The organism is Thalassospira lohafexi (assembly GCF_002844275.1).
GTDB lineage: Bacteria > Pseudomonadota > Alphaproteobacteria > Rhodospirillales > Thalassospiraceae > Thalassospira > Thalassospira lohafexi.
The window spans coordinates 36,586-59,151 of record NZ_NXGX01000001.1 but is presented as its reverse complement, the minus strand read 5'-3'; the positions used below and the strand labels follow the sequence as shown (position 1 = coordinate 59,151).

The following is a 22,566-nucleotide window of genomic DNA, read 5'->3' as shown; positions in this document are numbered from 1 at the left end:
GTCTGAACTCAATCTGCCAATCACCTCAGAGAAAACACCTGCGACAGGAAGTAAGTTTCGACCGATGAACAATGCCAACCTTACCTATTCAGCCCAGCGCCCCATGCGCGTTCTTTTGTGCGATGACCACGCGCTTGTGATGGATGGCATCCGGTCGCGACTGGAATGCTTTGAGCATATCAACATCGTCGGCGAAGCAAGCAACGGTGTCGAGGCGCTAGCACTGGCGCGTGAACTGCAACCCGACATCGTTTTGATGGACATTTCGATGCCGGTGATGAACGGTCTGGAAGCCGCCGAAAAGTTCCGTGAAACCATGCCTGACACCAAGGTCGTCATTCTATCGATGCACGAAAATCCGGAATATCTGCGCACCGCACAGGAAGCCGGAGCACGGGGCTTTATCCTTAAAGACGTGTCGTCAAACGATATGGTGCGTGCGATTGAAACCATCGCCAATGGCGGGGAAGCCTATAGTTCGACCTTTGAACGGATCACGTCGGGCGAAGGCAGCAACAGCGATGGTGTGCCGTTAACAACCCGCGAACGCACAGTTTTGCGGCTTCTGGCGAAGGGTGCGAGCAACAAGCATGTCGCGCGCGAACTTGATATCAGCGTGCGTACGGTTGAAACCCACCGCCGGAACATCAAACGCAAACTTGATATCGACAGTTCTGCCGGGCTGGTCCGCTATGCGATTGAAAAAGGTCTGGTAACGTTGGAAGGTTGAGCCTAGCGTGCTGCGCGGGGCAGAACCGTATCGAATGCCGAGTTCGGTCCGCATGCCCGTGACAGTTTGTCATATTGTTCGGGGGTATCGATGCGTTTGTGATCTTCGCGGCGGCTGCGGTCAATATCGTTAAGACGCCGTTTGAATTCACGCCCATATTCCGACAGCAACCTTTTGATCGACCGTGCGACATTTTCCCCAGACATCGGCGGCATTGCGGCAACCGTACGGGTGATATCGCCCACCATGTCGTCAAGAGAGGCCTGAATATCGGCTTCCATCCCCTGATTGATTTTAACGTGTTCGCCTTCGTGGGCGTAAACGACATTATATTCACAGCTTCCGCGTTCAAGTTCGGATGCGACATAGACAAGATGTTTGACGACCTCGACCCGCGGATTAACCGTTACAGGCGTCAGGCAGTACCGCCCAAAGCCAGCTTCGCGGGGCTCAAGACGCATGTTAAACGACGCGCGCATTTCATATTCGGTGAGTCCGGTCACAAGATACCGCGGACTGCCGCCTGCCCGACTGTTAAGCCAGCGCACCGAACGATGCCGGTCCAGCATCGGGTCCATCTGAATAAACTCAAGAGTCGTTGACGGCGTCTGCACCGGCCCGCAGCCACTGGTTTGGGCGACCGTGAGTTTGGGAAGTGCCATAATTGCAAACATCACACTTGCCACGACCATTACGGCAAGCACGTTCAGTCGGTTATGTTGCCCAAAAGCCGACAAATGGCTTCTCCCGTTTCACTTATTTTAGGGGAAGGCCCCATTGTGCCAATCATATCGTCCAATCAGACATGGCTGACCCGATCCGCACACTCAACACACAATGGCGTGGTCGGGTCAAATTCCAGACGTTTGAGTTCAATATCGTCACCGCAGTTATGACAATGGCCGTATTGATCCTGATCCATCCGGGTCAGCGTTTTTTCAATCCGGGCCAGTTCGGCAGCACGTCGGCGTTCCTGTTCAAGATGCATTTGCTGGTTTTGTAGTGCGTCCATGCGTGACAGACGCCCGACCGCCTGTTGATCAAGCTCGACGGGCTTACGGTAATCTTCTGAATGGCTGGAATGTGCCAACAGCTCTGCGCGCCGGGTTTCAAGCCGTGTGCGCAGTTCAGCAAGATCAATATCTTTACGATCTGTCATCGCGAACCTCGTAATGTGTTGTTGTTCTTCTTTTCTTATATGGGGTGGGGCATCGGTCTTTCGCCAACCCCTTTGTGCAGATTTAAAGTCGCGACCGGGGGGGGGGGGGCACACATATTCAGGTGCAATTTCCGCAGGCATCGACAAGCTTTTCCAATGCGGCCTTGGCTTCGGCATCATCCAGGCCTTCGGATTTGATTTTCTTCTGAATTTTGCAACAAAGCGCGGGTCCATCGGCAAACGGTTTGTCCGTCCAGAACGGTCTGGTTGTTGCGAAATATCCCGCCTGATCAAGGAATGAGACACCGTAATAATAGGCCGCCCCGACGGAATTATAGAAGGTCGGATCATCAATGAAACCGCCATCTGGCGTCATGGATTTGGTCAAACACCAGTCAAGAACCATACTGATGTCATCTGATGCCGCCTTTTGCGATGCGTCATCGACCTGAGACCAACCAAGGTCAAAGATCTTTGTCACATCGTAATTGTTGTGATTGTTGAAATCATCGTTGTGCTTCCAGCCAAAAGGATAAGCCTGATCGCGGATCGCAAGCGTGGTTGCAAAAATCTCCACCCATAAATCGACCTTGCCGTGCTGATAGGAAATATTATGGAACGTCAGGCTGAGGTCGGGGCTTTTCAACACACCATCCGACGCAGTTGCAAACCATCCGCCCCAATAGCCACTTTGCCCATCCTGCCAGTCATCGAGCCATTTCTTGTAGGCCGCGATATAGTCATCACTAAGGTCAAAACCCTTCACATAGGTTTGGAAATAATCGTGAATTTCACTTTTGAAACACATCTGCGACAAGGTCGCGGTGACAGCCCCCAAGGCATCGCGACGATCCAACCCATCGGCAAAGATGTGTGACGTTTTCTGGCTTTCCAGCCACGCGACCATCTTTTGCGGTGTCGCAATCGGGGCGAGGAACAGGAGCGGATATTGCGGTGCTTTCCCCTGATCGGCCAACGTATTGACCGCATCAATCATCGCATCAACCTTGAGGAACCATTGATCATAGCAAGGCCCCCAGGAACCATCGATTGCGACCTGCTGACTGGCCCAATCCTGATCACGGTTATCAAGGGATTTTTCAAATGCCGCCAGTTTGACCGCTAGCGTTTTCCAGTCGGCGGTATAGGACAGCAACCATTTGCATTCGATCATTTGCTGATCGGATGCGGCCATGCTGTTTCCGGTTTTCTGGATCGCAATCAGCTTGTCCTGAAGCGGTGCGAGCTGTGCTTCAAATGTTGCCTGTTGCGACAGATAGTTGGCATCAAACGCGCAAAACTGATCTGAAATAAGTTGTTCGAAGTTGGTCATTCATTCCCCCTTGGCACCGTCGCACGATGCACATCCATCACATAAACGGACAGGGCATCACGGTTGGCAAGGGATCAGAATGTCAAAGCCGTTGATAAATCCCAAGAAGTATCGACAACAATCACGCGGTGTCGATGTTGAGGTCCAACACCGACGGGTTTTTATTCCTGCTATTCTTGCATCAGCCAGTTTCGGATTACACGAAGCGCCTGATCAGGGTCTGTATCCACCAGTTTTCCAGCAACATTGGCTTTCCTACGATCAATGCGTCCTTCAACACCGGCCACGGTAAAACCATCGTCTTCGACGGTCGATGGCACCGACTGTACCGGGGTCACTGATGACGTATTGCGCAACCGGTCCTTTAAGATCGGGTCTGTACCGGGTTCATATTTCGGGATTGGCGCAGCAGGTTTTGGTCCATTCATAAATGAACCTGTTGAAGTGCTATTTTCCTGCTCTTTCGACGGTGCCATGAACCTGATATTCTCCACTGCGTTTGCACAATAGCACACTATGCGACTCGTTGCCTGCTTGACGGGCCCAATGCATGTTAACTGCCATTTACCCGCAAAGTTCCTAATTTAGCCGTTATTAAACTTTAGTTTAATAACCTATTTATGGCGCAGTGCCGCATGAGCGCAGCGCAAAGTTGCAAGTAAGCTGCTACGGCTTTAACGCATATTTCTAAAGTGATCCGTCACCACCAGTTTCTGTGGCTTTAACAGCCTGTAATGTGAAGCCACAGCCGAAGAAAACTATGTGCAGCGCAGTTAAACTGCAGATTTTCCGAATGATTTTTGCGCTAAAGAATCATACCAGAGTCATTTTAGGGTTTAATTCACAGACTGCTCTATTTACCTTTTAGCTCCCACGCAGTATCCACCACCTTTGGATAGCGCAATAGATACGTTCGGACATTAAAGTACGACGATAGGGGTATCGGGAATTGGTCAGACACTACACATACATCTTGTTTGGCATCTTGTTTGGCGTTTTGGCGGTCATGCTGATTGACCTGCCAAAGTCAGATGCTGCTGATTTTGGCGAAGCCCCGATGCTTGAAACCCAAGTCAAGGACGGCACGCTGCCGCCGGTTGATCAGCGTCTTCCGACGACACCGATGATCGTGACCCCGAACGACAAAGCGGGCGTTTATGGCGGCACATGGAAGATGGCCCAGCGCGACCAGCGCGACCATGCACTTCTGATCCGCAACATTGGCTATGAACCGCTTCTGCGCTGGACACCGCAATGGACGACAACAGTGCCCAATGTCGCGTTGTCCTTTCAGCCCAGCAGCGATGCGACGGAGTTTTTCTTTCGTCTGCGTCCGGGCATGCGGTGGTCTGACGGCGCGCCGTTTGGCGTTGATGACATTATTTTCTGGTACGAAGACATCCTGAACAACCCGGCCTTTGCCGAAAACGTGCCCGAATGGCTTAATTCCGATGGCAATCCAGTAACAGTCGATAAAATCGATGAAACGACTGTCGCATTCCGGTTTAGTACCCCTTATGGCCTTTTCCCAACCGCCCTTGCCCGCCCCGAAGGGGTTGAGCCGGTGAGTTATCCCGCCCACTTTCTAAAACCGCTGTTGCCGAAATATAATGCCAACGCGGATGAAGAAGCACGCGCGCAAGGATTTGCAGGTTGGAAAGAACGGTTTATCGCCGTTTTTGGCGTTCCCGGAACGATTGACGACCCGAGCCGCTGGCAAAATCCGGACGTTCCAACGCTGAATGCGTGGGTTCTGACCGGCATCTACGGCGAAGATGATCCACTGATCGCCAAACGTAACCCGTATTACTGGAAAATCGATCCTACCGGACGTCAACTGCCCTATATTGATCAGGTATCATTCACGTTGGTGTCGTCAAAAAGTGCGGCAGGTGATGCGGCCATTGCCGGACAGGTCAATATGCAGGAACGTCACGTCAGCACACGTGCCGACGAAGTTCTGGCGGCCAATGATAACCTGCAGCCGTTTACATTAATTGAAAGCGACATGAATGCGCTGACCTTGTCCTTGAACCTTAATGACAAGGACACTGTTCTGCGCAAGATTTTCCAGAACAAGAACTTCCGCATAGCCCTGTCCCACGCCATCGACCGCGAAGCCATCATTGGACGCTTCACCCCCGGAGCCCTGCCGCATCAAGCGGCACCACGTCCCGAAAGCCCGCTGTATCATACGGTTCTTGCCCGGCAATTCATCAATCATGATCCCGAGCTGGCGACAGACTATCTGGCAAAGGCAAACCTGACACATAGAGACGACGAAGGTTTCCTTCTGCGCCCCGATGGCAAGCGTCTGTCGTTTATGATTGATACAGAAGGGTCCGACCGCTTTGATATGCTCAATGCCGTTGTCCAATACTGGCGCGATATTGGCATTGATGTCACGGCACGCAATCTTGCCCGAGATGTTTTTGTCGCAAACCGTCAAAACAACAATCATCACGCCAGTGCATGGGGTGGTGATGGCGGCCTTGATGCCATGGTGATCCCGATCAACTACCTTCCGGTATCTGCGGAATCTTCGTGGTTCGCAACCGGCTGGTCCAATTGGTATGCCAATCCCGAAAGCCCCAGTGCAATCACCCCGCCAGAAGCCGTTCAGAAGCAACTTGCGCTTTATGATCAGCTAAAGGCCACGGCAAATGCAGAAAAACAAGCGCAACTCATGCGCGATATTCTCGACATCAGCGTCGATCAGTTTTACGTTATGGGAATTGCGCTTCCGCTTAATCGCAAAGGCGTGGTTGCCAAGAACTTTCATAACGTTCCAAAGATCATGCCTGCTGCCTGGAGCTATGCAACGCCGGCACCTACAAATCCTAGTCAGTACTACATAGATTAGGAAGATAAGATGTGTCACTCTGCGGAGTGAGGACAGGGGGAAAATAACCGCGTGAAGAAGCTGTTGGACCGGATGATCGGCAGTCTGGTTTTCAAGATCGCACTTTCGATTGTGATCGTTGAGACCATTCTGCTCGGGCTTTTTGGCGGGTATTATGTTCAGTATTTTGGCGCGGAAATTGATCGACGCATTGCCGAACAAATCAGCGCACCCGGTCGATTAATTCAGGACGAGCAGCTTAAAATCTCGGTCATCAGCGATCCAGAGCAGATGGAACTTCTGCTGGGTCCGCATGTGCAGGAGGCAATGGCGATCGGTTTTGATGGGACCATCTATCACACGATGGATCCTATGATGATCGGCCGTTCGGTCAAGGACCTGCCCGATTTCCCCAAGGATGAATTGCGCGCCGACATGACCGAGGAGGTCCTGTTTACCAGCGATGACAGCAGTGGCCGTAACATGGTCAGTATAACCCCGCTGTTTACGCTTAATGCCAATCAGCCGTTTATGTATGCCTATTTCAAGGTATCGACCGAAGGCCTTGAAGCAAGCCAGCGGCAGATGCAGTCGGTTTTGCTCATTGGTTCTGCCATGTGCATCTTGCTGACATCGGCACTGATTTTTCTGTTTACCCAGCAAACCGTGCTTAAGCGCCTGATTACGGCAGCCCAGTTTGTGAATAACATCCAGATTGGCAAGCTAAGTTCGCGGCTGACCCCGATGGGACGGGACGAAATCGGCACGCTGGAACGCGGCCTTAATGCCATGGCCGAAAGCCTTGAGCGACGCACCCTCCAGCATCAGATCGCGCAGGACGCCTTACGCGATAGCGAAGAACGCTTTCGCGATTTCACCCTGTCATCGGCCGACTGGTACTGGGAAATGGGGGCGGACCTTAAAATCGCTTTTGCGTCCTATAAATTCTATCAGCTGATCGAAGAAATCAACGGATCGCCGCAAGGTCAGTCTTTTGACAAACTGGGACTTCATTCAGAAGATCAGGATGGATGGCGGTATCTTAATTCGCGCTTGTCGGCCCATATGGCGTTCCAGAACATCGAATTTTCATGGACATCGCGCCAAGGCGAAAAGCACTTTGGGCGCATCAACGGTGTTCCAGTCTTTGAACTTGATGGCACGTTCAAAGGGTATCGCGGTACGGGTAGTGACATTACATCACAACGCCGGGCAACCGAGGAACAACAGGCACTGCAACGCCAATTGGCAACGTCGCAAAAGCTTGAGGCTGTTGGGCAAATGGCCGGTGGGGTTGCGCATGAATTTAACAACTGCCTTGCGGGTATTTTGAGTTTTGCCGAAGTTGCACGTGCCAAGATCGACAACCCGGATCGCGTAAAAGAATACCTTGATCACGTGATTTCACTGGGTGAGCGCGCCACCAGTGTTGCCGATCAACTTTTGATGTTCTCGCGCCGCCGCATTGATCAGCCAACCAATGTCCGCGTGTACAGCGTTTTTTCCGAAATGGAAAAGCTGCTGATCACGTTGCTTGAACACCGGATCGAACTTCAGATCTGGTCGAACGAGCCGGAACTTCACACCCGCGTTGACCCGACACAGCTTTCGGCTTGCCTGTTGAACCTTGCGATCAATGCCCGCGATGCCATGCCTGACGGTGGCACACTGCAAATTTCGTCGCGCAGTGTTGAGATTGCGCCGTTGGCACAACGCAGTGTCGATGACGATGAAGAAACCTATCCCGATAATGTTTCTGGAAAGTTTGTTGTCATCACAGTGCAGGATACCGGCATGGGCATCCCTGATGATATTCTGGAAAACATTTTCGAACCGTTCTTTTCCACCAAGGAACCGGGCAAGGGGACGGGGCTTGGACTTTCGATTGTGCATAACTGGGTCGAAGAGGCCCATGGCTTTATCAATGTAGAAACGGTCGAAGGCGAAGGGACAACCTTCTCGGTCTATCTACCGCACGTCGAAGCCACCGAGGAAGCAACCCAGTCAAAAGACGTCATCGATAGCATTCCGGGCAATGGCGAACGCATTCTGGTGGTTGATGATGAACAGTCGTTGCGCACAACTGCGGGCATCATCCTTGAGGATGCCGGATTTAAGGCCGTTTCGGCCAAAAGCACCGAAGAGGCGCTTGAAATCCTTAAATCCACCGACGACACCAACAAGATCGACGTGATCCTGACCGATGTTGTCATGTCAGGGCGCAGTGGCCCACAATTGATCATCGAAGCATTGCGCCAAAACCCGCAATACGCCGTTGTTTTCATGTCCGGCTTCCCTGCACGGTCACGCAAGGAGCTTGATAAGCTTCTGGGCAATTATGTGTTTATCAAAAAGCCCTTCCGCCCGGCACAACTTCAAAAAGCCATCCACGATGCCCTGGCACTTCGCGCGGAGCGCCAAAGCACCTAAGGACAATCGACGAAAACCGGTCTCGCAATGGTTTTTGGGGTCGAGTCTTGGGACTTTGTCACACCGTTTGGGCTGGTACGCTGGCAAAAGGTTAAAAAATTCTTTCCATTTTGACCGTGCGAAATCGTTGTATTGCACGTGGTTACACACCCCTATTTGCACGGGGCTTGCCCACGTGTGACAGCCATCACATTTTTTGACATACTGAACCCATACTCTAGGAGCTAGAGATTTAATCACCTCCTGCGATGGGTAAATGTCCCCTCCCGGTAATGTAATGAGGTCAGAATGGTTGGTTCAGTTCAGGGTTCAGGATTAAGTGCCGCAGCACAGGCTGTTAACGAGGCGATTACGCCGCAAGGTGGCGCAAGCCCGTCACTGCCGTTTGCCGCTGCTGAGGGTGCGATTAACAAGGCAACCAGCCTTGCCAAAACCATTGGTTCTATTGTGACAGAACACCAGCCGCTCGAAACGCGCGGCGCACGCGGTACGAATGTTAATATCCTAACGTGATTTTCCCTCTCGTTAGCTTCCTCCGGGGTGGCAGTCGCCACCCTTTTTTCTGTCTAAATGGCAAGCAGCCATCGCAAGCGTCCTGTTCATGACAAACCACGATGCCCATGGTAGGATCAGGCAGTTTAAACCTGAACCACATTGTCAGCGGTAAGATGCCCACCAATAGAATTGGTACTGGAACATCCCAAACAGGACTGCAGGATGCGCGCACGACCCGACAGGATGGCGCGGTGCGCGCCCGTGGACGGACTCCGTCACTTCCCGATCAGCCATCGCCTGACAGCTTTATCGCCGCCCAGCTTGCGCGCCTGCGCAATCTGATCGCCACTGATCAGATCGACCACAATGCCCGGCGCGGCACATACCTCAACATCCTGCTTTAGAGCGCGCGTGCCTTTACGCGGCACCATATAAAAAGGCGGGCCATTTCTGACCCGCCTTTTTGCATCCCCGACCGTTGCCGGCAAAGAAAAGAGCCCCGTACCGAAGTACGGGGCCAGTTTATTTGTCCAGGTGTGTTGGACAAGGGAGCTTGCGCAAAAGCGTGATCAGATCACGCAGTTGCCTGGTCTTCGCTCATCGAGCGAATAGGATGTTCCAGCTTATCAACGATTTCCTTTGGCACGATCTGCCAGAAGTGACCGCGTTCACGATCCCAGTTATCAAGGATGGTGCGTGCATAACCACTTTCGGTTTCTGCAACATGTTCCTCGATCAGGGCCCGGCACTGTTCGTCCCAATGCTGGGTTTCAATGCGCTGGTAAAGAATGGAGCCGTCATTGACGACATCGGCGAATGTGCCATTGACGTCATAGATGAAGGCCATGCCACCGGTCATGCCAGCACCAAAGTTTTCACCGACCGAGCCAAGGATCACGGCCGTACCGCCGGTCATATATTCACAACCGTTCGAACCACAGCCCTCGACAACAACCGTCGCACCGGAGTTACGGACACAGAAACGTTCCCCGGCCTGACCGGCCGCAAACAATTTCCCGGCCGACGCCCCATACAAAATGGTGTTGCCGATGATGGTGTTTTCGTTGGTCTTAAGCGGGCTGCTTGGACGCGGACGCAGAACAATCGTTCCGCCCGAAAGCCCCTTACCGACGTAATCGTTGGCATCGCCCTGAACTTCGATCTTAAGCCCCTGAACGGCGAAAGCACCAAGCGACTGACCAGCCGACCCACGCAGACGAACATGCAGGTGACCCGGTTTCAGGCCGGTCATGCCGTATTTCTGCGTGATCAGGGATGACATCCGCGTACCGATGGCACGCTGGGTATTCTGGATGTTGTACTGCAGCTGCATCTTTTCGCCGTCTTCAAGCAGCGGACGGGCATCCTTGATCATCTGGGCATCAAGGGTGTCAGGCACTTCGTTCCGACCAACCGTCGTGCAGAAACGAGCATGACCGCCAGCATCGGCCTGCGCCAGAAGCGGGTTCAAATCAAGGTCAACGAGGTCTTTTGCACCACGGTGAACCTGCTGAAGCAGCTCGGAGCGGCCAATCACATCTTCAAGCTTGTCATAGCCAAGCTCGGCCAGAACGTCTTTGACTTCCTCGGCCATGAAGGTGAACAGATTGACCAGCTTATCTGGCGTACCGACGAATTTCGCCCGCAGTGCCGGGTCCTGCGTACAGACACCCACCGGGCAGGTATTTGAATGGCACTGACGCACCATAATACAGCCAAGTGCGATCAGGGACGCGGTACCGATACCAAATTCCTCAGCCCCCAGCATCGCGCCAATTACCACGTCACGGCCGGTTTTAAACCCGCCATCGACGCGCAGTTTGACCTTGCTGCGCAGGTTGTTGAGTGTCAGGACCTGGTTGACTTCCGACAGGCCCATTTCCCAAGGAATACCGGCATATTTGATCGAGGTCTGCGGGCTCGCACCCGTACCGCCGTCATAACCGGAAATCAGGATCACGTCGGCTTTGGCCTTGGCCACACCTGCGGCAATCGTGCCAACGCCAGACCGCGACACCAGCTTGACGCAAACCTTACAGCGCGGATTGATCTGTTTGAGGTCATAGATCAACTGTGCAAGATCTTCGATTGAATAGATATCATGGTGCGGCGGCGGCGAAATCAAGGTCACACCCGGCGTGGCATTACGCAGTTGTGCGATTTCGACCGTGACCTTAAAGCCCGGAAGCTGACCACCTTCGCCCGGTTTTGCACCCTGGGCGACCTTGATCTGAATTTCTTCGCAGTTATTAAGGTACTCCGCCGTCACGCCAAAGCGGCCCGAGGCAACCTGTTTGATCGAGGAGCGCGCATTATCGCCGTTCGCACGCGGGCGGAAACGTTCACGCGATTCACCACCTTCGCCGGAGTTCGATTTTGCACCGATACGGTTCATGGCAATCGCAAGGGCCTCGTGGGCCTCGGTCGATAGTGCGCCATGGGACATGCCCGGGGTGACGAACCGCTTGCGGATTTCGGTGATGCTTTCGACCTTGTCCTGGTGGACGGCCTTGCGGTCACTGCGGAAATCAAGCAAATCACGAAGATGCAGCGGTTCACGCGACCGCAGACCTTCGGAGAATTTGCGGAACGTGTTGTAGCTGCCGGTGGTAACGGCCGACTGCAACGTATGGATCAGCGGACCGGTCCAGACGTGACGTTCACCCGAACGGCGGTATTTGTACAAACCACCAACCGGCAAGGTCACAACATTACCGTTAAAGGCTTCTTTGTGCTGGGCGATGCAGCGACGCTGAATCCCTTGCAGGCCAATACCAGAAATGCGCGACGGCATGCCCGGGAAGAATTCCGCCACCAAGGACCGTGACAGACCAATACTTTCGAAGTTATAGCCCCCGCGATAGGAACTGATGATCGAAATGCCCATTTTCGACATGATCTTGAGCAAACCGGCATCAATGGCGGCCTTGAAACGCTGCATAACTTCGACGCTGCCCGCGACATTCGGGAACAGGCCGCGTGCATAGCGATCGAGCAAACCTTCCTGCGCAAGATACGCATTGACCGTGGTAGCACCGACACCGATCAGAACGGCAAAGTAATGCACATCCATGCATTCCGCCGAGCGAATGTTGAGCGAGATATACGTCCGAAGCGACGTTTTCACCAGATGGCTGTGAACGCCACCGGTCGCCAGAACCATCGGGATGGCCGCACGGGTTTCAGAAATGCCTTCGTCGGTCAGAATGACGTGCAAGGCCCCACCACGCACGGCTTCTTCGGCTTCGCGCTGAATACGTGAAATCGCTTCACGCAGGGCCATCTTGCCACCATTGATATCAAAGGTGGTGTCAATTTCGACCGCCGTGTCGCCCATATAACCGCGCATCGCGTCATATTCGGCGTTGGTCAGAACCGGACTTTCGAGCTGCAGCAGATCACATTGGCTTTCATCCTCATCAAGGATGTTACCAAGGTTGCCCAAACGGGTTTTCAGGCTCATGACGCGGGCTTCACGAAGGGAATCGATCGGCGGGTTGGTCACCTGCGAGAAGTTCTGACGGAAGAAGTGATGCAAACCACGATACCGATCCGACAGGATCGCAAGCGGGGTATCATCGCCCATCGAACCGATGGCTTCCTTGCCGTCTTCACCCATCGGATGAAGGATCAGTTCGAGGTCTTCGTGGGTCAGCCCCATTGATTTCTGCAACCGCAGAAGGTGCTCTTTTTTAATGTGTGCCGGTTCGATGCGGTCAGGCGAAATCAGGTCATCAAGAACCTTGGTCCGACCGACCCATTTCGACCAGTCGCGACGGTTTGCCAGGCGGTCTTTGAGCTCACCATCGTGGAATAGCTTGCCTTCTTCAAGGTTGACCGCAATCATCTGTCCCGGGCCGAGGCGGCCTTTTTCAATGCAGCTTTCTTCGTCGATATGCACCATGCCCGCTTCGGAACCGGCAATCAGAAGACCATTGCCTGTTACCGCGTAGCGCAGCGGACGCAAACCGTTCCGGTCCGTGCCGCCCATCAGCCATTTGCCGCCATAGGCAGCCAAGGCTGCCGGGCCGTCCCACGGCTCCATCACGGCGTTGCAATAGGCATAGAGGTTTTTATAGCTGTCTGGTGTGGAGGCCTTTTTCGACCAGGCTTCCGGCACCATCATGGTTTTCACCATCGGCAGGTCACGACCCGCACGTACCATCAATTCAAACACGGCATCCAAGGCCGCTGAGTCAGATGACCCCGGCTGAATGACCGGCTTGAGGTCATCGATGCTTTCGGCGAACGCGTCATGGGCCATGCGCGCTTCGTGGCTTTTCATCCAGTTGACGTTGCCGCGCAGCGTGTTGATCTCGCCGTTGTGGGCCAGAACGCGGAACGGCTGTGCCAACGGCCAGCTTGGGAAGGTGTTGGTCGAATAGCGCTGATGATAGACGCAGAAGTTCGAAACGAACCGCTCATCGCGCAGATCCGGATAGAAGGTATCGACGTCTTCGGCCAGGAACATGCCTTTGTAGATGACCGAACGGCACGACATCGAACAGATATAGAAGTCCTTGATCGCTTCGGACAGGACGGCTTTTTCGATGCGACGACGGATGGCATACAGATCGATTTCGAACTGTTCTTCATCAACATCATCACGCACGCCAATCAGGACCTGCTCGATCTCCGGGCGGGTCTGGTTGGCTTTTTCACCGATGACCGAAACATCAACCGGAACCTGACGCCAGCCAAGAATACCATAGCCCTGTTTGAGGATTTCGGTTTCAACAATCGCACGGCAACGTTCCTGTGCGGCCATATCGATACGCGGCAAGAAAACCTGACCAACCGCGATCAGGCTTTCGGGGGCTTCCTGATTGATGACTTTAAGATATGCCTTAAAGAAATCCTGCGGAATCTGAAGGTGGATACCGGCGCCATCGCCGGTTTTACCGTCGGCATCAACAGCACCACGGTGCCAGATGGCTTTGAGCGCCTCAATCCCGGCTTCGACAACTTCGCGACGCGGTTTGCCGTCAATCGCCCCGACAAGACCCACGCCACAGTTGGCGTGTTCTTCTGCCGGATCATACATGCCGCTTGCCTCAAGATAGGCAGCGTTCTTTTCAAAGCGGGCGATCTCAACAGCACCCGTGCCTTGTAGTACCTTGTCCTGAACGATTTTGTTCATAACGTCTCTCTCCTCATGCGGCAGCGGGCTTAAGCAGCAGCTTCTTTGCGCGCCAGCAAATATTCATCGATCCGGTCTGCCGCATCACGGCCATCACGGATTGCCCAAACAACAAGCGATGCGCCGCGTGCGATGTCACCAGCAGCAAACACCCCATCAAGATTGGTCATCATCGAGCGGAAATCGATTTTGACCGTTCCCCAACGCGATACGCCAAGTTCCGGCGCATCAAACAGGGTCGGCAAGTCTTCCGGTTCAAACCCAAGAGCGGTAATCACCATGTCGGCATCCATGGTGTAGTTTGATCCCTCGATGATTTCCGGGCTCTGACGTCCGCCAGCATCCGGGGCACCAAGGCGCATTTTAATCGCACGAACACCGGTTACCTTGTCGTCACCAACGAATGCTTCGGGGTTGGTCAACCAGACGAATTCAACGCCTTCTTCTTCGGCATTGGCAACTTCGCGCTGGGACCCCGGCATATTGGCACGGTCACGGCGATACAGACATTTGACCGATTTCGCCCCCTGACGGATCGCGGTACGGACACAGTCCATGGCGGTATCACCGCCGCCAATCACGACAACATTCTTGTCCTTGGCGTTCAGTGTTCCGTCTTCATAAGCCGTGACACTGTCCCCAAGTCCATGACGGTTCGATGTGGTCAGATATTCCAGTGCCGGATAGATGTTGGAAAGACCAACGCCCGGCAATTTCAGATCACGGGCCTTGTAAACACCCGTTGCGATCAAAACGCTGTCATGTTTGCGGCGCAGGTCTTCAAGCGATGCATCACGACCTACTTCGAATTCGGTGTGCATGACAACACCCCCGTCTTCGAGCAGTTTGACACGGCGTTCGACGACATCTTTTTCAAGCTTGAAGCCCGGAATACCATACACCAGAAGACCACCCATGCGGTCATAACGGTCATAGATGTGGACTTCATATCCTTTAAGGCGCAGCTGTTCAGCCGCAGCCATCCCACCGGGGCCCCCACCAATGATCCCGACAGACATGCCGTTTTCAGTGGCCGGTTTGGGCGGCTTGACCCAGCCGTTGGCGAAGGCGGTATCGGTAATGTATTTTTCAACAGACCCGATGGTTACAGCCCCATGCGTTGACTGTTCGATCACGCAGTTGCCTTCACACAGGCGATCCTGCGGGCAAATACGCCCCGTGACTTCCGGCATGTTGTTGGTCGCCGCCGAAATGGCATAGGCTTCTTCAAGGCGCCCGGCAGTCGTCAGGCTCAGCCAGTCGGGGATGTTATTATACAACGGACAATGCGCCTGACAGAACGGCACACCGCACTGCGAACAACGCGACGCCTGATCGGCGGCCGAGCTGTCCTCGAAAGGCTCATAAATCTCATCAAAGTCCGTCCGACGCGCGGAGGCATCTCTTTTGTGCGGATATTTTTGTTCTAAATGAACAAATGTCAGCATCTTCTCTGTCATGGCGGCCCTCTGGAAGGGTTTTATGTTGCGGGTTTCGCTTTATATACGTGGCAAATACCCAAGAATCCAGCATTAAATGCACATTAGGTCACTAATACTGACATATATCATACTGCGACGATTCTGAATACCCAGAGAACCCTTGAGAACCCACCCGTAATAAAGTTTCATTAGTACCAAAATGGTACTATTAATGCATTTCGCCAAATCGGGCTAAACTGCTATAAGCGATGAGTTTTTGCCGAGAACAGCCATAGAGGCCGGAGTGACGTTACAACATATAATTCTTCTGGCAGTCGTCCAGGGGATCACGGAATTCCTGCCCATCAGTTCTTCGGGACACCTGATCCTTGCCCCTGCCCTGACGGGTGCAGCAGATCAGGGTTTATTGGTAGATGTATCGGTTCATGTCGGCACACTTGCCGCTGTGTTGATCTATTTCTGGCGTGATGTTTTCGCCATGATCGGCGGAGTCTTCGTTCTTTTGTCCGGTCGGATCAATCCTGGCGCGCGACTCGCACTGCACATCATCCTCGCCACCATCCCGGTTGTCGCGATTGGCTTCTATTTCAAGGTTTCGGGCATCGAGGAACAGATGCGTTCTGTGGCAGTCATTGCCTGGACGACACTTGGCTTCGGGATTGTGCTTTGGATTGCCGATAAGATCGGCATGACCATCAACCGTCTTGAGCACATGCGCTGGGGCGGTGCCTTGTTTATCGGCATGGCGCAGGTTCTTGCCCTTGTTCCAGGGACAAGCCGGTCGGGCATCACCATGACAGCGGCACGCTTCATGGGGTATGAGCGATCTGACGCAGCGCAGTTTTCCATGCTGTTGTCGATCCCGGTAATTCTGGGTGCTGGCCTTCTGGCAGGTATCGATGTGCAGCAATCAGGCGACATGGCCCTGACCCGAGACGTGTTTTTGGCGGCGGGCCTATCGTTCATCACTGCCCTGATTGCCATTGCAGTTCTGATGAACTGGTTGAAACGGTCGACTTTCACGCCGTTTGCCATTTATCGAATTCTTCTGGGCGGCGGTTTGCTTGTCTGGGTTTACGTGTATGACCAAGCCCCGATCAGCCTTGGCTTTCTGAGCTAACCACGACAAAGCCCTTACCAATGTATATGCGTCCGCTTAATCCGATTGCCGATGGTCCGGCACTACATGCGATTTTTGGAAACCCAGATTGCTGCACGTGGCTGCCTGACCCGGCCTTTCCAGATGTCAAAACGACTATTGCCAAACTGAAATCCTGGACCGACGGTTTCGAGGCAACATCATGGACAATCGCACAGACCGAAGATGGTCCGGCTATTGGGCGGATATCGCTTTATAATATCGGTCGTGATCCAAATGTCTGGGAAGCGGCCTGCATGGTTGCACCTGCGGCACGCGGCCAAAACTTTGCCGCACGCGGATTGTCTTATGCGATTGGGTTCTTGTTTGCGACGACAACTGCACGGCGTGTGTATGCCGATATTGACCCGGACAATCACGCGTCCCTAAAGACATTTGAAAAACTGGGATTTACGCGCGAAGGGCAACTTCGCGGCGAATGGGAAACCCATATTGGTATACGTGACTCGGTTATTTACGGGTTACTGCGAACCGATCCGCGCCCCGATATCACGCCACATCCATCCATCATTGCCTGACACCGGCCTCAAGGCCGATCAGTCCTGCCAGATCGGCCCACCAGACAGGACCAGTTGCGCACGGGCCGGGTCTTCGGGGGCATAATCAGACAAATCAACAAAGCGCATCAGAAATGGCTCGTGCGACAGTAAAAAGTCAAGCACGCCAAGCTGCACTTCGTTTGTCGCAATGCCCTTACGCAGGTCATCAAGCCCCATGCCGGTTTGCGCCAAAAGCCCCTGCAACAGTTCTTCATCACCGGCGATATGCGCCACGGCCTGAATGGCGAGTGTTTCAGCTGCGTCCTTATTCATCGTGTTTCCCACCCAACAGGTTCATTTAAACCAGTTTGCCTTGGCCATTGCCCGCCAGATCACAAGCCCGGCGATAACAATCACGCCTGCGGCAATACCACCCAGACCGTTTCCCGCCAATAAAACAAGTCCCCAAAAGCCAACCGTGCCAAAACCAATCGCCAGACTAAGGAATGCCGATTTGGTCAGAGTGTCCTGATTTTTCTGGGCCGCTTCGGCGCGCTTGATTTCATCGACAACTTCATACCAAGCCAGTTGCTGCCAACGGGAATATTTAAGTCCCTTACTGGGTCCTTTACGCAAGAACTCATCGAGCTGTTTGACGATATTGGCCGCACGCTCCTCGGGAACGACATATTTGCCGATCCGCTCTTTCTTGCGTGGTCCTTCGTCTTCTTTATCGATCATGTTCAATGGGTCACTTCCATCATTGCGCCACCTGCAGCTTTCCCTTGTTCATATGCCCAACCGATTTAAATCCGGTAAACCAAATCAAACTGTGCATCTCGTCACAGCTTACCGCGCATTTTCCAATCAAAGAGCCCATGCGGCATCTGGTAAAATTTTTCGAACTCATGCCATTTGCATTCCGGGCGCAAAAACAATTACTTGGCAACAAAGGCGCAGATCAGCCCACTTTTTTAGATACCTTGCGCCTAAAAACTTCTGCTGATCGGGCATACATACAGTTCTTCTCACATTTTCATGGACCAGCAGATGATCCGCCTTCTTCACCGATTACGGTTTCTGCTATTTGCCTTGCCAATGGCCCCTGTTAGCGCATTTGCGGATGGCGAAAACATCATTGCGGCCTGCAGCCCGTGGCCGCCCTATGTCGTTGATGGGGAAAAGCCCGGTGGTATTCTTGTTGATTATGTCGAGGACCTATTGCAGGGCTTTGGCTATTCGGTTCGCATCGACGTCTTTCCCTGGAAACGCGCCATAGAAGCCGCACGCAGTGGCAATGTCGACGTCATATTTTGCGCCGAAGAGGGGCAGGCAAAGACATACGGCCTGGAATACGAGTTTCCCATCCTGATCAGCGACACAGTTCTGCTGTCACACCGCGACGCTCCATTGGAAGCATCGCAGGTTTGGCACCATCGCATCGCACTTGGTGCAGGATACTGGTATGGAGATCTGTTTGAGAGCCGTCGTCAAGATGTCGACACCATTGAGGTTGTCGATGATTTGACGATCCTGCGCATGGTCGCAAGCAACCGTGCGGACGGCGGGTTGATGGAGAAGGCTGTCTTAGACAGCCTGCTTCACACCTACCCGGAACTTGCCGAAATGATACACGTCAGTTCCGAGCCGGTTACGACGCAAACCTTCTATTTTGCGACGTCACCGGCAACGCAAATAGACATGCGCCACCTTCGCCAGCACATCACAAAAAGCCGTCCAAAACCGATCATTCAACAGGTCAATTCGAACGCGCTTTAACTGTGCAGAAAATGCTTTGATGTGTTGAGCATACAAGATGCCAACAATCAGATCAGGATGCGAACAATGCCGTCGCGGCAATAATGCCAAAAGCAACCAGATGAATCATCTTAGTCTCCTGTTTCAACCAAGGTTGAAGCCCCAATACCGACAGTTGGTATCGGACTCACAATTCAATCTATGGGTTAAAACGGGTTATTTCGTGGCAGTGCCGCATCGGCCACATCGCCCATGGCCGAGGAACCCAGAAATTTGTTTATTCGTAATTTGGGAAGATGGTGCGGGCGGCCGGACTTGAACCGGCAAAGTCTTTAGGACCGGCGGATTTTAAGTCCGCTGCGTTTACCAATTTCGCCACGCCCGCAACGCGCGACATCCGGCTTTGGAACCGGCAGATCAGGGTTCTAGCGCGGCTTTGACGTTGGTGCAACATCCTATTGCTGCATTTGGCGGTGGTTCGTGAATTTGATCCTTTTGCATTACTGCGCCTGATGTCAATGCGGCATGATTGCCTGCCTTTCTCCATATTAGGTGCACATTTCATCGCCAGCATGCAGCGTACCGGTAATTACAACGCGCTGACACATATGCACAGGCCCTTGCCAACTGTCCTGATTGCTTCGGTGTGCATGGCTTCAACGGCCTTGTATTTGCACCGTAGTGGCATAGCTGAATTTGTTCCTCTGGCTTTGGCCGGAAACAGTGGCGCGCGCCCCGACACCCCCATTTTACGCAGTGAAACCTTGAACCGGGCCAATAACCGGCGACGTCATATGAACCGGCTTTACGATAAAATGGACGAGGACCTTTATGACAGCACGCTTGGGCCCTTGATGCTCGACGATTCGATCCCGGCCGAGGCCCAACCGGCAACAGCACTTGAACTTGGTACAGGAGATGAGACTACTCTAGAAGCATTCGGAGGCCGGGCGGCTTTACGGTCGCTGGCCCAAAAAATTGATTTTGACAGTGCTGCCGGTACCTTCCCAACACAATCACGCTCCGCAAGTGTTCCGCTGAGCATATGGGTTGTCGGCAATCAGGCCGATATTGAAAACCGGATCGCCGGTACAGGATATGACCCCGGATTGAGCGGCGACACCGTTTCGATCGATAGCGGGGTCGACTATCTGGTGGCCGATGGTTTGGTACTGGGTCTTGGCGTTGGCTGGGGCAGTACGGCCGGCGAGGCTGGCGCACGGCAGTTGGAATATCGCGAAAGCAATCTGGCAGTTTCACCCTATTTTGTGGCGCGCATGACCGATTGGCTTAATCTGCGCGGCAGTGTCAGCTTTGGCGAAAGCACCATCAGCCAGTCTGCTATCGGCACAGGGCCCGATACTCTTCGCTATGCCGAAGCACTTGAAAGCACCACAATTTCAAACTCCATCGGGTTTGGCTCGGAATATGAATTTGGCAGCCTGCCACTTACAGTTCAGCTTGACGGCGACATGATCACCGCACGCGAAAATGTCAAATCTGCGCGCGCGACCGACGGCAGCATGATCCCGGAAAACACTGCCTACACCCAGCTATTTGATGCGGTCGCCGAAGCCCGCTATCGCATATCGATGGGAAACCATCGGATTATTCCCTTTGCCGGGCAGGAAGAAACCATTGCGATGATGAATCAGGATTATGGCCGCAGTGGATCAACCCGATATTTTGCCGGCAGCGAATATATCTATGAGCCGATGAACTTTGGCATGAGCATTCAGGGCTTCCGCGAACGGGCAACAGATAGCGAAATGCTGGAGGGAATTCGTTCTGAATTCTCCATGACCGAAGAATTGCCCCGTGGCTATGGCACGTTAAGCCCCTATATCAACACGGAAAGTACCAACATCTATCTTGAAACAGGGGGTGGCATGACCCACGAATGGGGCAAATTCCCCGGTCAGGTCAGTTTTGAAATGCGTCGGAAATTCACATATGAGATCCAGCACAGTGACTATTCGGGCCTCGTCACCGTCGATTTCAAATTCTAGGTTCTGAACTCAATTGAGTGTTTAGAGAATCGCTGATTGCGGCTGTGACAGGCATCTAGCTATTGGCGCGGATCAATCTGACAGGTAGGGTGCAGACCTGAGTATACAAACGCCAATTCCAGCAGGTTTGCGCATGACCACGCCCGATATCAAAACCCCTGACGACACGGGTACAGATGCCCTGACGCCGCCGGTCTTTGATCGAGAATTTCAAAGGCAGTTTATCGATCTTTTGCTGTGGCGGCGGGACGTGCGGCGGTTTCGCACCGACCCGATCCCAAAAGACGATATTGACGGATTGATCAAGGAAGCCTGCCTTGCCCCGTCGGTTGGCAATTGTCAGCCGTGGCGCTTTGTAAAGGTCAATGACACAACGCGTCGCAAAGCCATCCGCGACAGTTTTGAGCGCGCCAATCAGGAAGCGCTTAACGAGTATCACGGTGAACGCGCCAAGCTTTATGCATCCCTTAAACTACAGGGCATGGATCAGGCACCGGTGCAGCTTGCGGTTTTTGCCGATGAACAAACCGAGGCCGGCATGGGACTGGGACGCAAAACCATGCCCGAGATGCTTGATTATTCGGCTGTGGCCGCCGTACAGCTTTTGTGGCTGGCCGCACGAGTCAAAGGGATCGGCGTTGGCTGGGTGTCCATCCTTGAACCCAAAACCGTTCAGGAGACGCTTGAAGTGCCCGAACACTGGCGCCTGATTGCCTATCTTTGTATCGGCTATCCGGAAGAAGACCATGTTGTCCCTGAACTGGTCCGCGAAGGTTGGCAGGACCGCATTGACCCCAGCGCCCTCACCCTCGAACGATAAAGCCAACGTGCGTACCCACGCACAGCCGTATAAAACACAATAACCACGCACAAGGAATATCAGGATGTCTGCCGACAAAGGTCAACCACAAAACCCCGAGCAGCCCGAAAAGAAAACGCTGTCTAACGCGATCTATTTCAAGATTATGGGCTATTTGCTCACGGCAGGCTGGGTTGGGTTTATCCTTGCGATAACTGGCGGCGACACCACACATCCAATGTTTGATTATATCTTTGTCGTGCCGTTGGCAGGCTGGATCATCGGCATGATCGTCGCGCGTGTTATTCGGTCAAAAACCGGCGCCGATCGTCCCTGAGTAACAACCAAGACCGCAAGAAACAAAGGCGCCATCATCTGGCGCCTTTTTCATGTCCGGATAATGTCGCGTTGCAGGACTCAGTCATCATCACGTTGGCGGGTACGTTCATCGCGGTATCGATCATCATCGGAAAAACTCCCCAGGCCCATAATTCCCATGCCCATGCTGATCCCGCCAAAGGTGATGAACAGGCCAAAGAACAGCAGAAAGATGAAGATCGGCGCGTCGCGTGATGCCATCGCCAGACTGTAAATCCCGCCGACATCAAAAAACAGCACCAGACAGCCAAACACCAGCGCACCAAATCCGCCATAGGCGGTATGTTCGATCAGAAATTTAATAATCAACCGGCCTTCACGCGCAGCTTTGCTGTTGCGTGGGTCATCTTGCGGAGAGTTTCTGTCGTCTGAGGACGTCATTGGCACGAACCCCTAAGCGGAAATCAAACCAA

At 53.3% G+C, this 22,566-nt stretch carries 20 protein-coding genes and 1 tRNA gene; 11 read left to right on the top strand and 10 right to left on the bottom strand.

Annotated elements, in window-relative coordinates:
• Positions 1-64: 64 nt before the first annotated feature.
• Positions 65-730: a response regulator transcription factor gene (locus tag COO92_RS00245; RefSeq protein WP_101298889.1), complete on the top strand. Its 666-nt coding sequence runs from the start codon at positions 65-67 to the stop codon at positions 728-730.
• A gap of 2 nt (positions 731-732) precedes the next feature.
• Here COO92_RS00245 and COO92_RS00240 read toward each other — a convergent pair whose 3' ends face one another.
• The 4 genes from COO92_RS00240 to COO92_RS00225 form a co-directional block, all read right to left on the bottom strand.
• Positions 733-1,467 (bottom strand): hypothetical protein, encoded by a 735-nt coding sequence (locus COO92_RS00240; protein ID WP_206186333.1) that lies wholly within the window; start codon positions 1,465-1,467, stop codon positions 733-735.
• Positions 1,468-1,529: 62 nt separating this feature from the next.
• A complete protein-coding gene (locus COO92_RS00235; RefSeq protein WP_101298887.1) occupies positions 1,530-1,889 on the bottom strand; it encodes a TraR/DksA family transcriptional regulator in 360 nt (119 codons plus the stop codon).
• 118 nt (positions 1,890-2,007) lie between these two features.
• Positions 2,008-3,222, bottom strand: a complete 1,215-nt coding sequence (locus tag COO92_RS00230; protein WP_101298884.1) for a hypothetical protein — start codon at positions 3,220-3,222, stop codon at positions 2,008-2,010.
• A 170-nt stretch (positions 3,223-3,392) separates the two neighbouring features.
• On the bottom strand, positions 3,393-3,650 hold the full coding sequence (locus tag COO92_RS00225) for a hypothetical protein (protein ID WP_240626265.1): 258 nt from the start codon (positions 3,648-3,650) through the stop codon (positions 3,393-3,395).
• A gap of 521 nt (positions 3,651-4,171) precedes the next feature.
• Between COO92_RS00225 and COO92_RS00220 the strand changes: the two genes are divergently transcribed.
• The 4 genes from COO92_RS00220 to COO92_RS00205 all read left to right on the top strand — a co-directional run bounded on the left by COO92_RS00220 (position 4,172) and on the right by COO92_RS00205 (position 9,393).
• Positions 4,172-6,085 carry an ABC transporter substrate-binding protein gene (locus tag COO92_RS00220; RefSeq protein ID WP_240626264.1) on the top strand — a complete coding sequence of 638 codons (1,914 nt, stop codon included), beginning with the start codon at positions 4,172-4,174 and terminating at the stop codon, positions 6,083-6,085.
• 51 nt (positions 6,086-6,136) lie between these two features.
• Positions 6,137-8,494 carry an ATP-binding protein gene (locus COO92_RS00215; RefSeq protein WP_101298880.1) on the top strand — a complete coding sequence of 786 codons (2,358 nt, stop codon included), beginning with the start codon at positions 6,137-6,139 and terminating at the stop codon, positions 8,492-8,494.
• 288 nt (positions 8,495-8,782) lie between these two features.
• The gene (locus COO92_RS00210) at positions 8,783-9,007 is read left to right on the top strand and encodes a hypothetical protein (protein WP_022730918.1); all 225 of its coding nucleotides are present in this window, start codon (positions 8,783-8,785) and stop codon (positions 9,005-9,007) included.
• 155 nt (positions 9,008-9,162) lie between these two features.
• Complete coding sequence (locus COO92_RS00205; protein ID WP_101299956.1) at positions 9,163-9,393, top strand: hypothetical protein; 231 nt, start codon at positions 9,163-9,165, stop codon at positions 9,391-9,393.
• A gap of 170 nt (positions 9,394-9,563) precedes the next feature.
• Here COO92_RS00205 and gltB read toward each other — a convergent pair whose 3' ends face one another.
• Together gltB and COO92_RS00195 are read right to left on the bottom strand one after the other, a co-directional pair.
• Complete coding sequence (gene gltB, locus COO92_RS00200) at positions 9,564-14,129, bottom strand: glutamate synthase large subunit (protein WP_101298877.1); 4,566 nt, start codon at positions 14,127-14,129, stop codon at positions 9,564-9,566.
• A 29-nt stretch (positions 14,130-14,158) separates the two neighbouring features.
• Complete coding sequence (locus COO92_RS00195) at positions 14,159-15,589, bottom strand: NAD(P)-dependent oxidoreductase (protein ID WP_101298875.1); 1,431 nt, start codon at positions 15,587-15,589, stop codon at positions 14,159-14,161.
• A gap of 265 nt (positions 15,590-15,854) precedes the next feature.
• On the opposite strand from COO92_RS00195, the gene COO92_RS00190 reads away from it, so the two are divergent.
• Together COO92_RS00190 and COO92_RS00185 are read left to right on the top strand one after the other, a co-directional pair.
• Entirely contained in the window at positions 15,855-16,691 is an 837-nt protein-coding gene (locus COO92_RS00190; RefSeq protein ID WP_165792247.1) for an undecaprenyl-diphosphate phosphatase, read from the top strand.
• 20 nt (positions 16,692-16,711) lie between these two features.
• Complete coding sequence (locus COO92_RS00185) at positions 16,712-17,248, top strand: GNAT family N-acetyltransferase (RefSeq protein ID WP_101298870.1); 537 nt, start codon at positions 16,712-16,714, stop codon at positions 17,246-17,248.
• A gap of 18 nt (positions 17,249-17,266) precedes the next feature.
• On the opposite strand, the gene COO92_RS00180 is transcribed toward COO92_RS00185, so the two are convergent.
• Both COO92_RS00180 and COO92_RS00175 read right to left on the bottom strand, forming a co-directional pair.
• On the bottom strand, positions 17,267-17,542 hold the full coding sequence (locus COO92_RS00180; protein ID WP_022730912.1) for a DUF3572 domain-containing protein: 276 nt from the start codon (positions 17,540-17,542) through the stop codon (positions 17,267-17,269).
• A 21-nt stretch (positions 17,543-17,563) separates the two neighbouring features.
• Positions 17,564-17,950 carry a hypothetical protein gene (locus tag COO92_RS00175; RefSeq protein WP_240626263.1) on the bottom strand — a complete coding sequence of 129 codons (387 nt, stop codon included), beginning with the start codon at positions 17,948-17,950 and terminating at the stop codon, positions 17,564-17,566.
• A 309-nt stretch (positions 17,951-18,259) separates the two neighbouring features.
• On the opposite strand from COO92_RS00175, the gene COO92_RS00170 reads away from it, so the two are divergent.
• Entirely contained in the window at positions 18,260-18,988 is a 729-nt protein-coding gene (locus tag COO92_RS00170; RefSeq protein ID WP_165792246.1) for a substrate-binding periplasmic protein, read from the top strand.
• Between the two features lie 276 nt (positions 18,989-19,264).
• Here COO92_RS00170 and COO92_RS00165 read toward each other — a convergent pair.
• A tRNA-Leu gene (locus COO92_RS00165) sits at positions 19,265-19,352 on the bottom strand.
• Between the two features lie 409 nt (positions 19,353-19,761).
• Between COO92_RS00165 and COO92_RS00160 the strand changes: the two genes are divergently transcribed.
• From COO92_RS00160 to COO92_RS00150, 3 genes are all read left to right on the top strand, one after another.
• Entirely contained in the window at positions 19,762-20,976 is a 1,215-nt protein-coding gene (locus COO92_RS00160) for an autotransporter domain-containing protein (RefSeq protein WP_240626262.1), read from the top strand.
• A gap of 133 nt (positions 20,977-21,109) precedes the next feature.
• The gene (gene bluB, locus COO92_RS00155) at positions 21,110-21,796 is read left to right on the top strand and encodes a 5,6-dimethylbenzimidazole synthase (RefSeq protein ID WP_022730907.1); all 687 of its coding nucleotides are present in this window, start codon (positions 21,110-21,112) and stop codon (positions 21,794-21,796) included.
• 64 nt (positions 21,797-21,860) lie between these two features.
• Positions 21,861-22,112: a hypothetical protein gene (locus COO92_RS00150; protein ID WP_022730906.1), complete on the top strand. Its 252-nt coding sequence runs from the start codon at positions 21,861-21,863 to the stop codon at positions 22,110-22,112.
• A gap of 80 nt (positions 22,113-22,192) precedes the next feature.
• On the opposite strand, the gene COO92_RS00145 is transcribed toward COO92_RS00150, so the two are convergent.
• Entirely contained in the window at positions 22,193-22,534 is a 342-nt protein-coding gene (locus tag COO92_RS00145) for a hypothetical protein (RefSeq protein ID WP_101298866.1), read from the bottom strand.
• Positions 22,535-22,566 lie beyond the last annotated feature (32 nt).

What these genes read in the sequence shown, in the direction of transcription:
- COO92_RS00245 (WP_101298889.1), top strand. Translation starts at nt 65, where the DNA reads ATGAACAATGCCAACCTTACCTATTCAGCCCAGCGCCCCATGCGCGTT.
- COO92_RS00235 (WP_101298887.1), bottom strand. Translation starts at nt 1,889, where the DNA reads ATGACAGATCGTAAAGATATTGATCTTGCTGAACTGCGCACACGGCTT.
- COO92_RS00230 (WP_101298884.1), bottom strand. Translation starts at nt 3,222, where the DNA reads ATGACCAACTTCGAACAACTTATTTCAGATCAGTTTTGCGCGTTTGAT.
- COO92_RS00225 (WP_240626265.1), bottom strand. Translation starts at nt 3,650, where the DNA reads ATGAATGGACCAAAACCTGCTGCGCCAATCCCGAAATATGAACCCGGT.
- COO92_RS00210 (WP_022730918.1), top strand. Translation starts at nt 8,783, where the DNA reads ATGGTTGGTTCAGTTCAGGGTTCAGGATTAAGTGCCGCAGCACAGGCT.
- COO92_RS00205 (WP_101299956.1), top strand. Translation starts at nt 9,163, where the DNA reads ATGCCCACCAATAGAATTGGTACTGGAACATCCCAAACAGGACTGCAG.
- gltB (WP_101298877.1), bottom strand. Translation starts at nt 14,129, where the DNA reads ATGAACAAAATCGTTCAGGACAAGGTACTACAAGGCACGGGTGCTGTT.
- COO92_RS00195 (WP_101298875.1), bottom strand. Translation starts at nt 15,589, where the DNA reads ATGACAGAGAAGATGCTGACATTTGTTCATTTAGAACAAAAATATCCG.
- COO92_RS00185 (WP_101298870.1), top strand. Translation starts at nt 16,712, where the DNA reads ATGTATATGCGTCCGCTTAATCCGATTGCCGATGGTCCGGCACTACAT.
- COO92_RS00180 (WP_022730912.1), bottom strand. Translation starts at nt 17,542, where the DNA reads ATGAATAAGGACGCAGCTGAAACACTCGCCATTCAGGCCGTGGCGCAT.
- COO92_RS00175 (WP_240626263.1), bottom strand. Translation starts at nt 17,950, where the DNA reads ATGATCGATAAAGAAGACGAAGGACCACGCAAGAAAGAGCGGATCGGC.
- COO92_RS00170 (WP_165792246.1), top strand. Translation starts at nt 18,260, where the DNA reads ATGATCCGCCTTCTTCACCGATTACGGTTTCTGCTATTTGCCTTGCCA.
- COO92_RS00160 (WP_240626262.1), top strand. Translation starts at nt 19,762, where the DNA reads ATGAACCGGCTTTACGATAAAATGGACGAGGACCTTTATGACAGCACG.
- bluB (WP_022730907.1), top strand. Translation starts at nt 21,110, where the DNA reads ATGACCACGCCCGATATCAAAACCCCTGACGACACGGGTACAGATGCC.
- COO92_RS00150 (WP_022730906.1), top strand. Translation starts at nt 21,861, where the DNA reads ATGTCTGCCGACAAAGGTCAACCACAAAACCCCGAGCAGCCCGAAAAG.
- COO92_RS00145 (WP_101298866.1), bottom strand. Translation starts at nt 22,534, where the DNA reads ATGACGTCCTCAGACGACAGAAACTCTCCGCAAGATGACCCACGCAAC.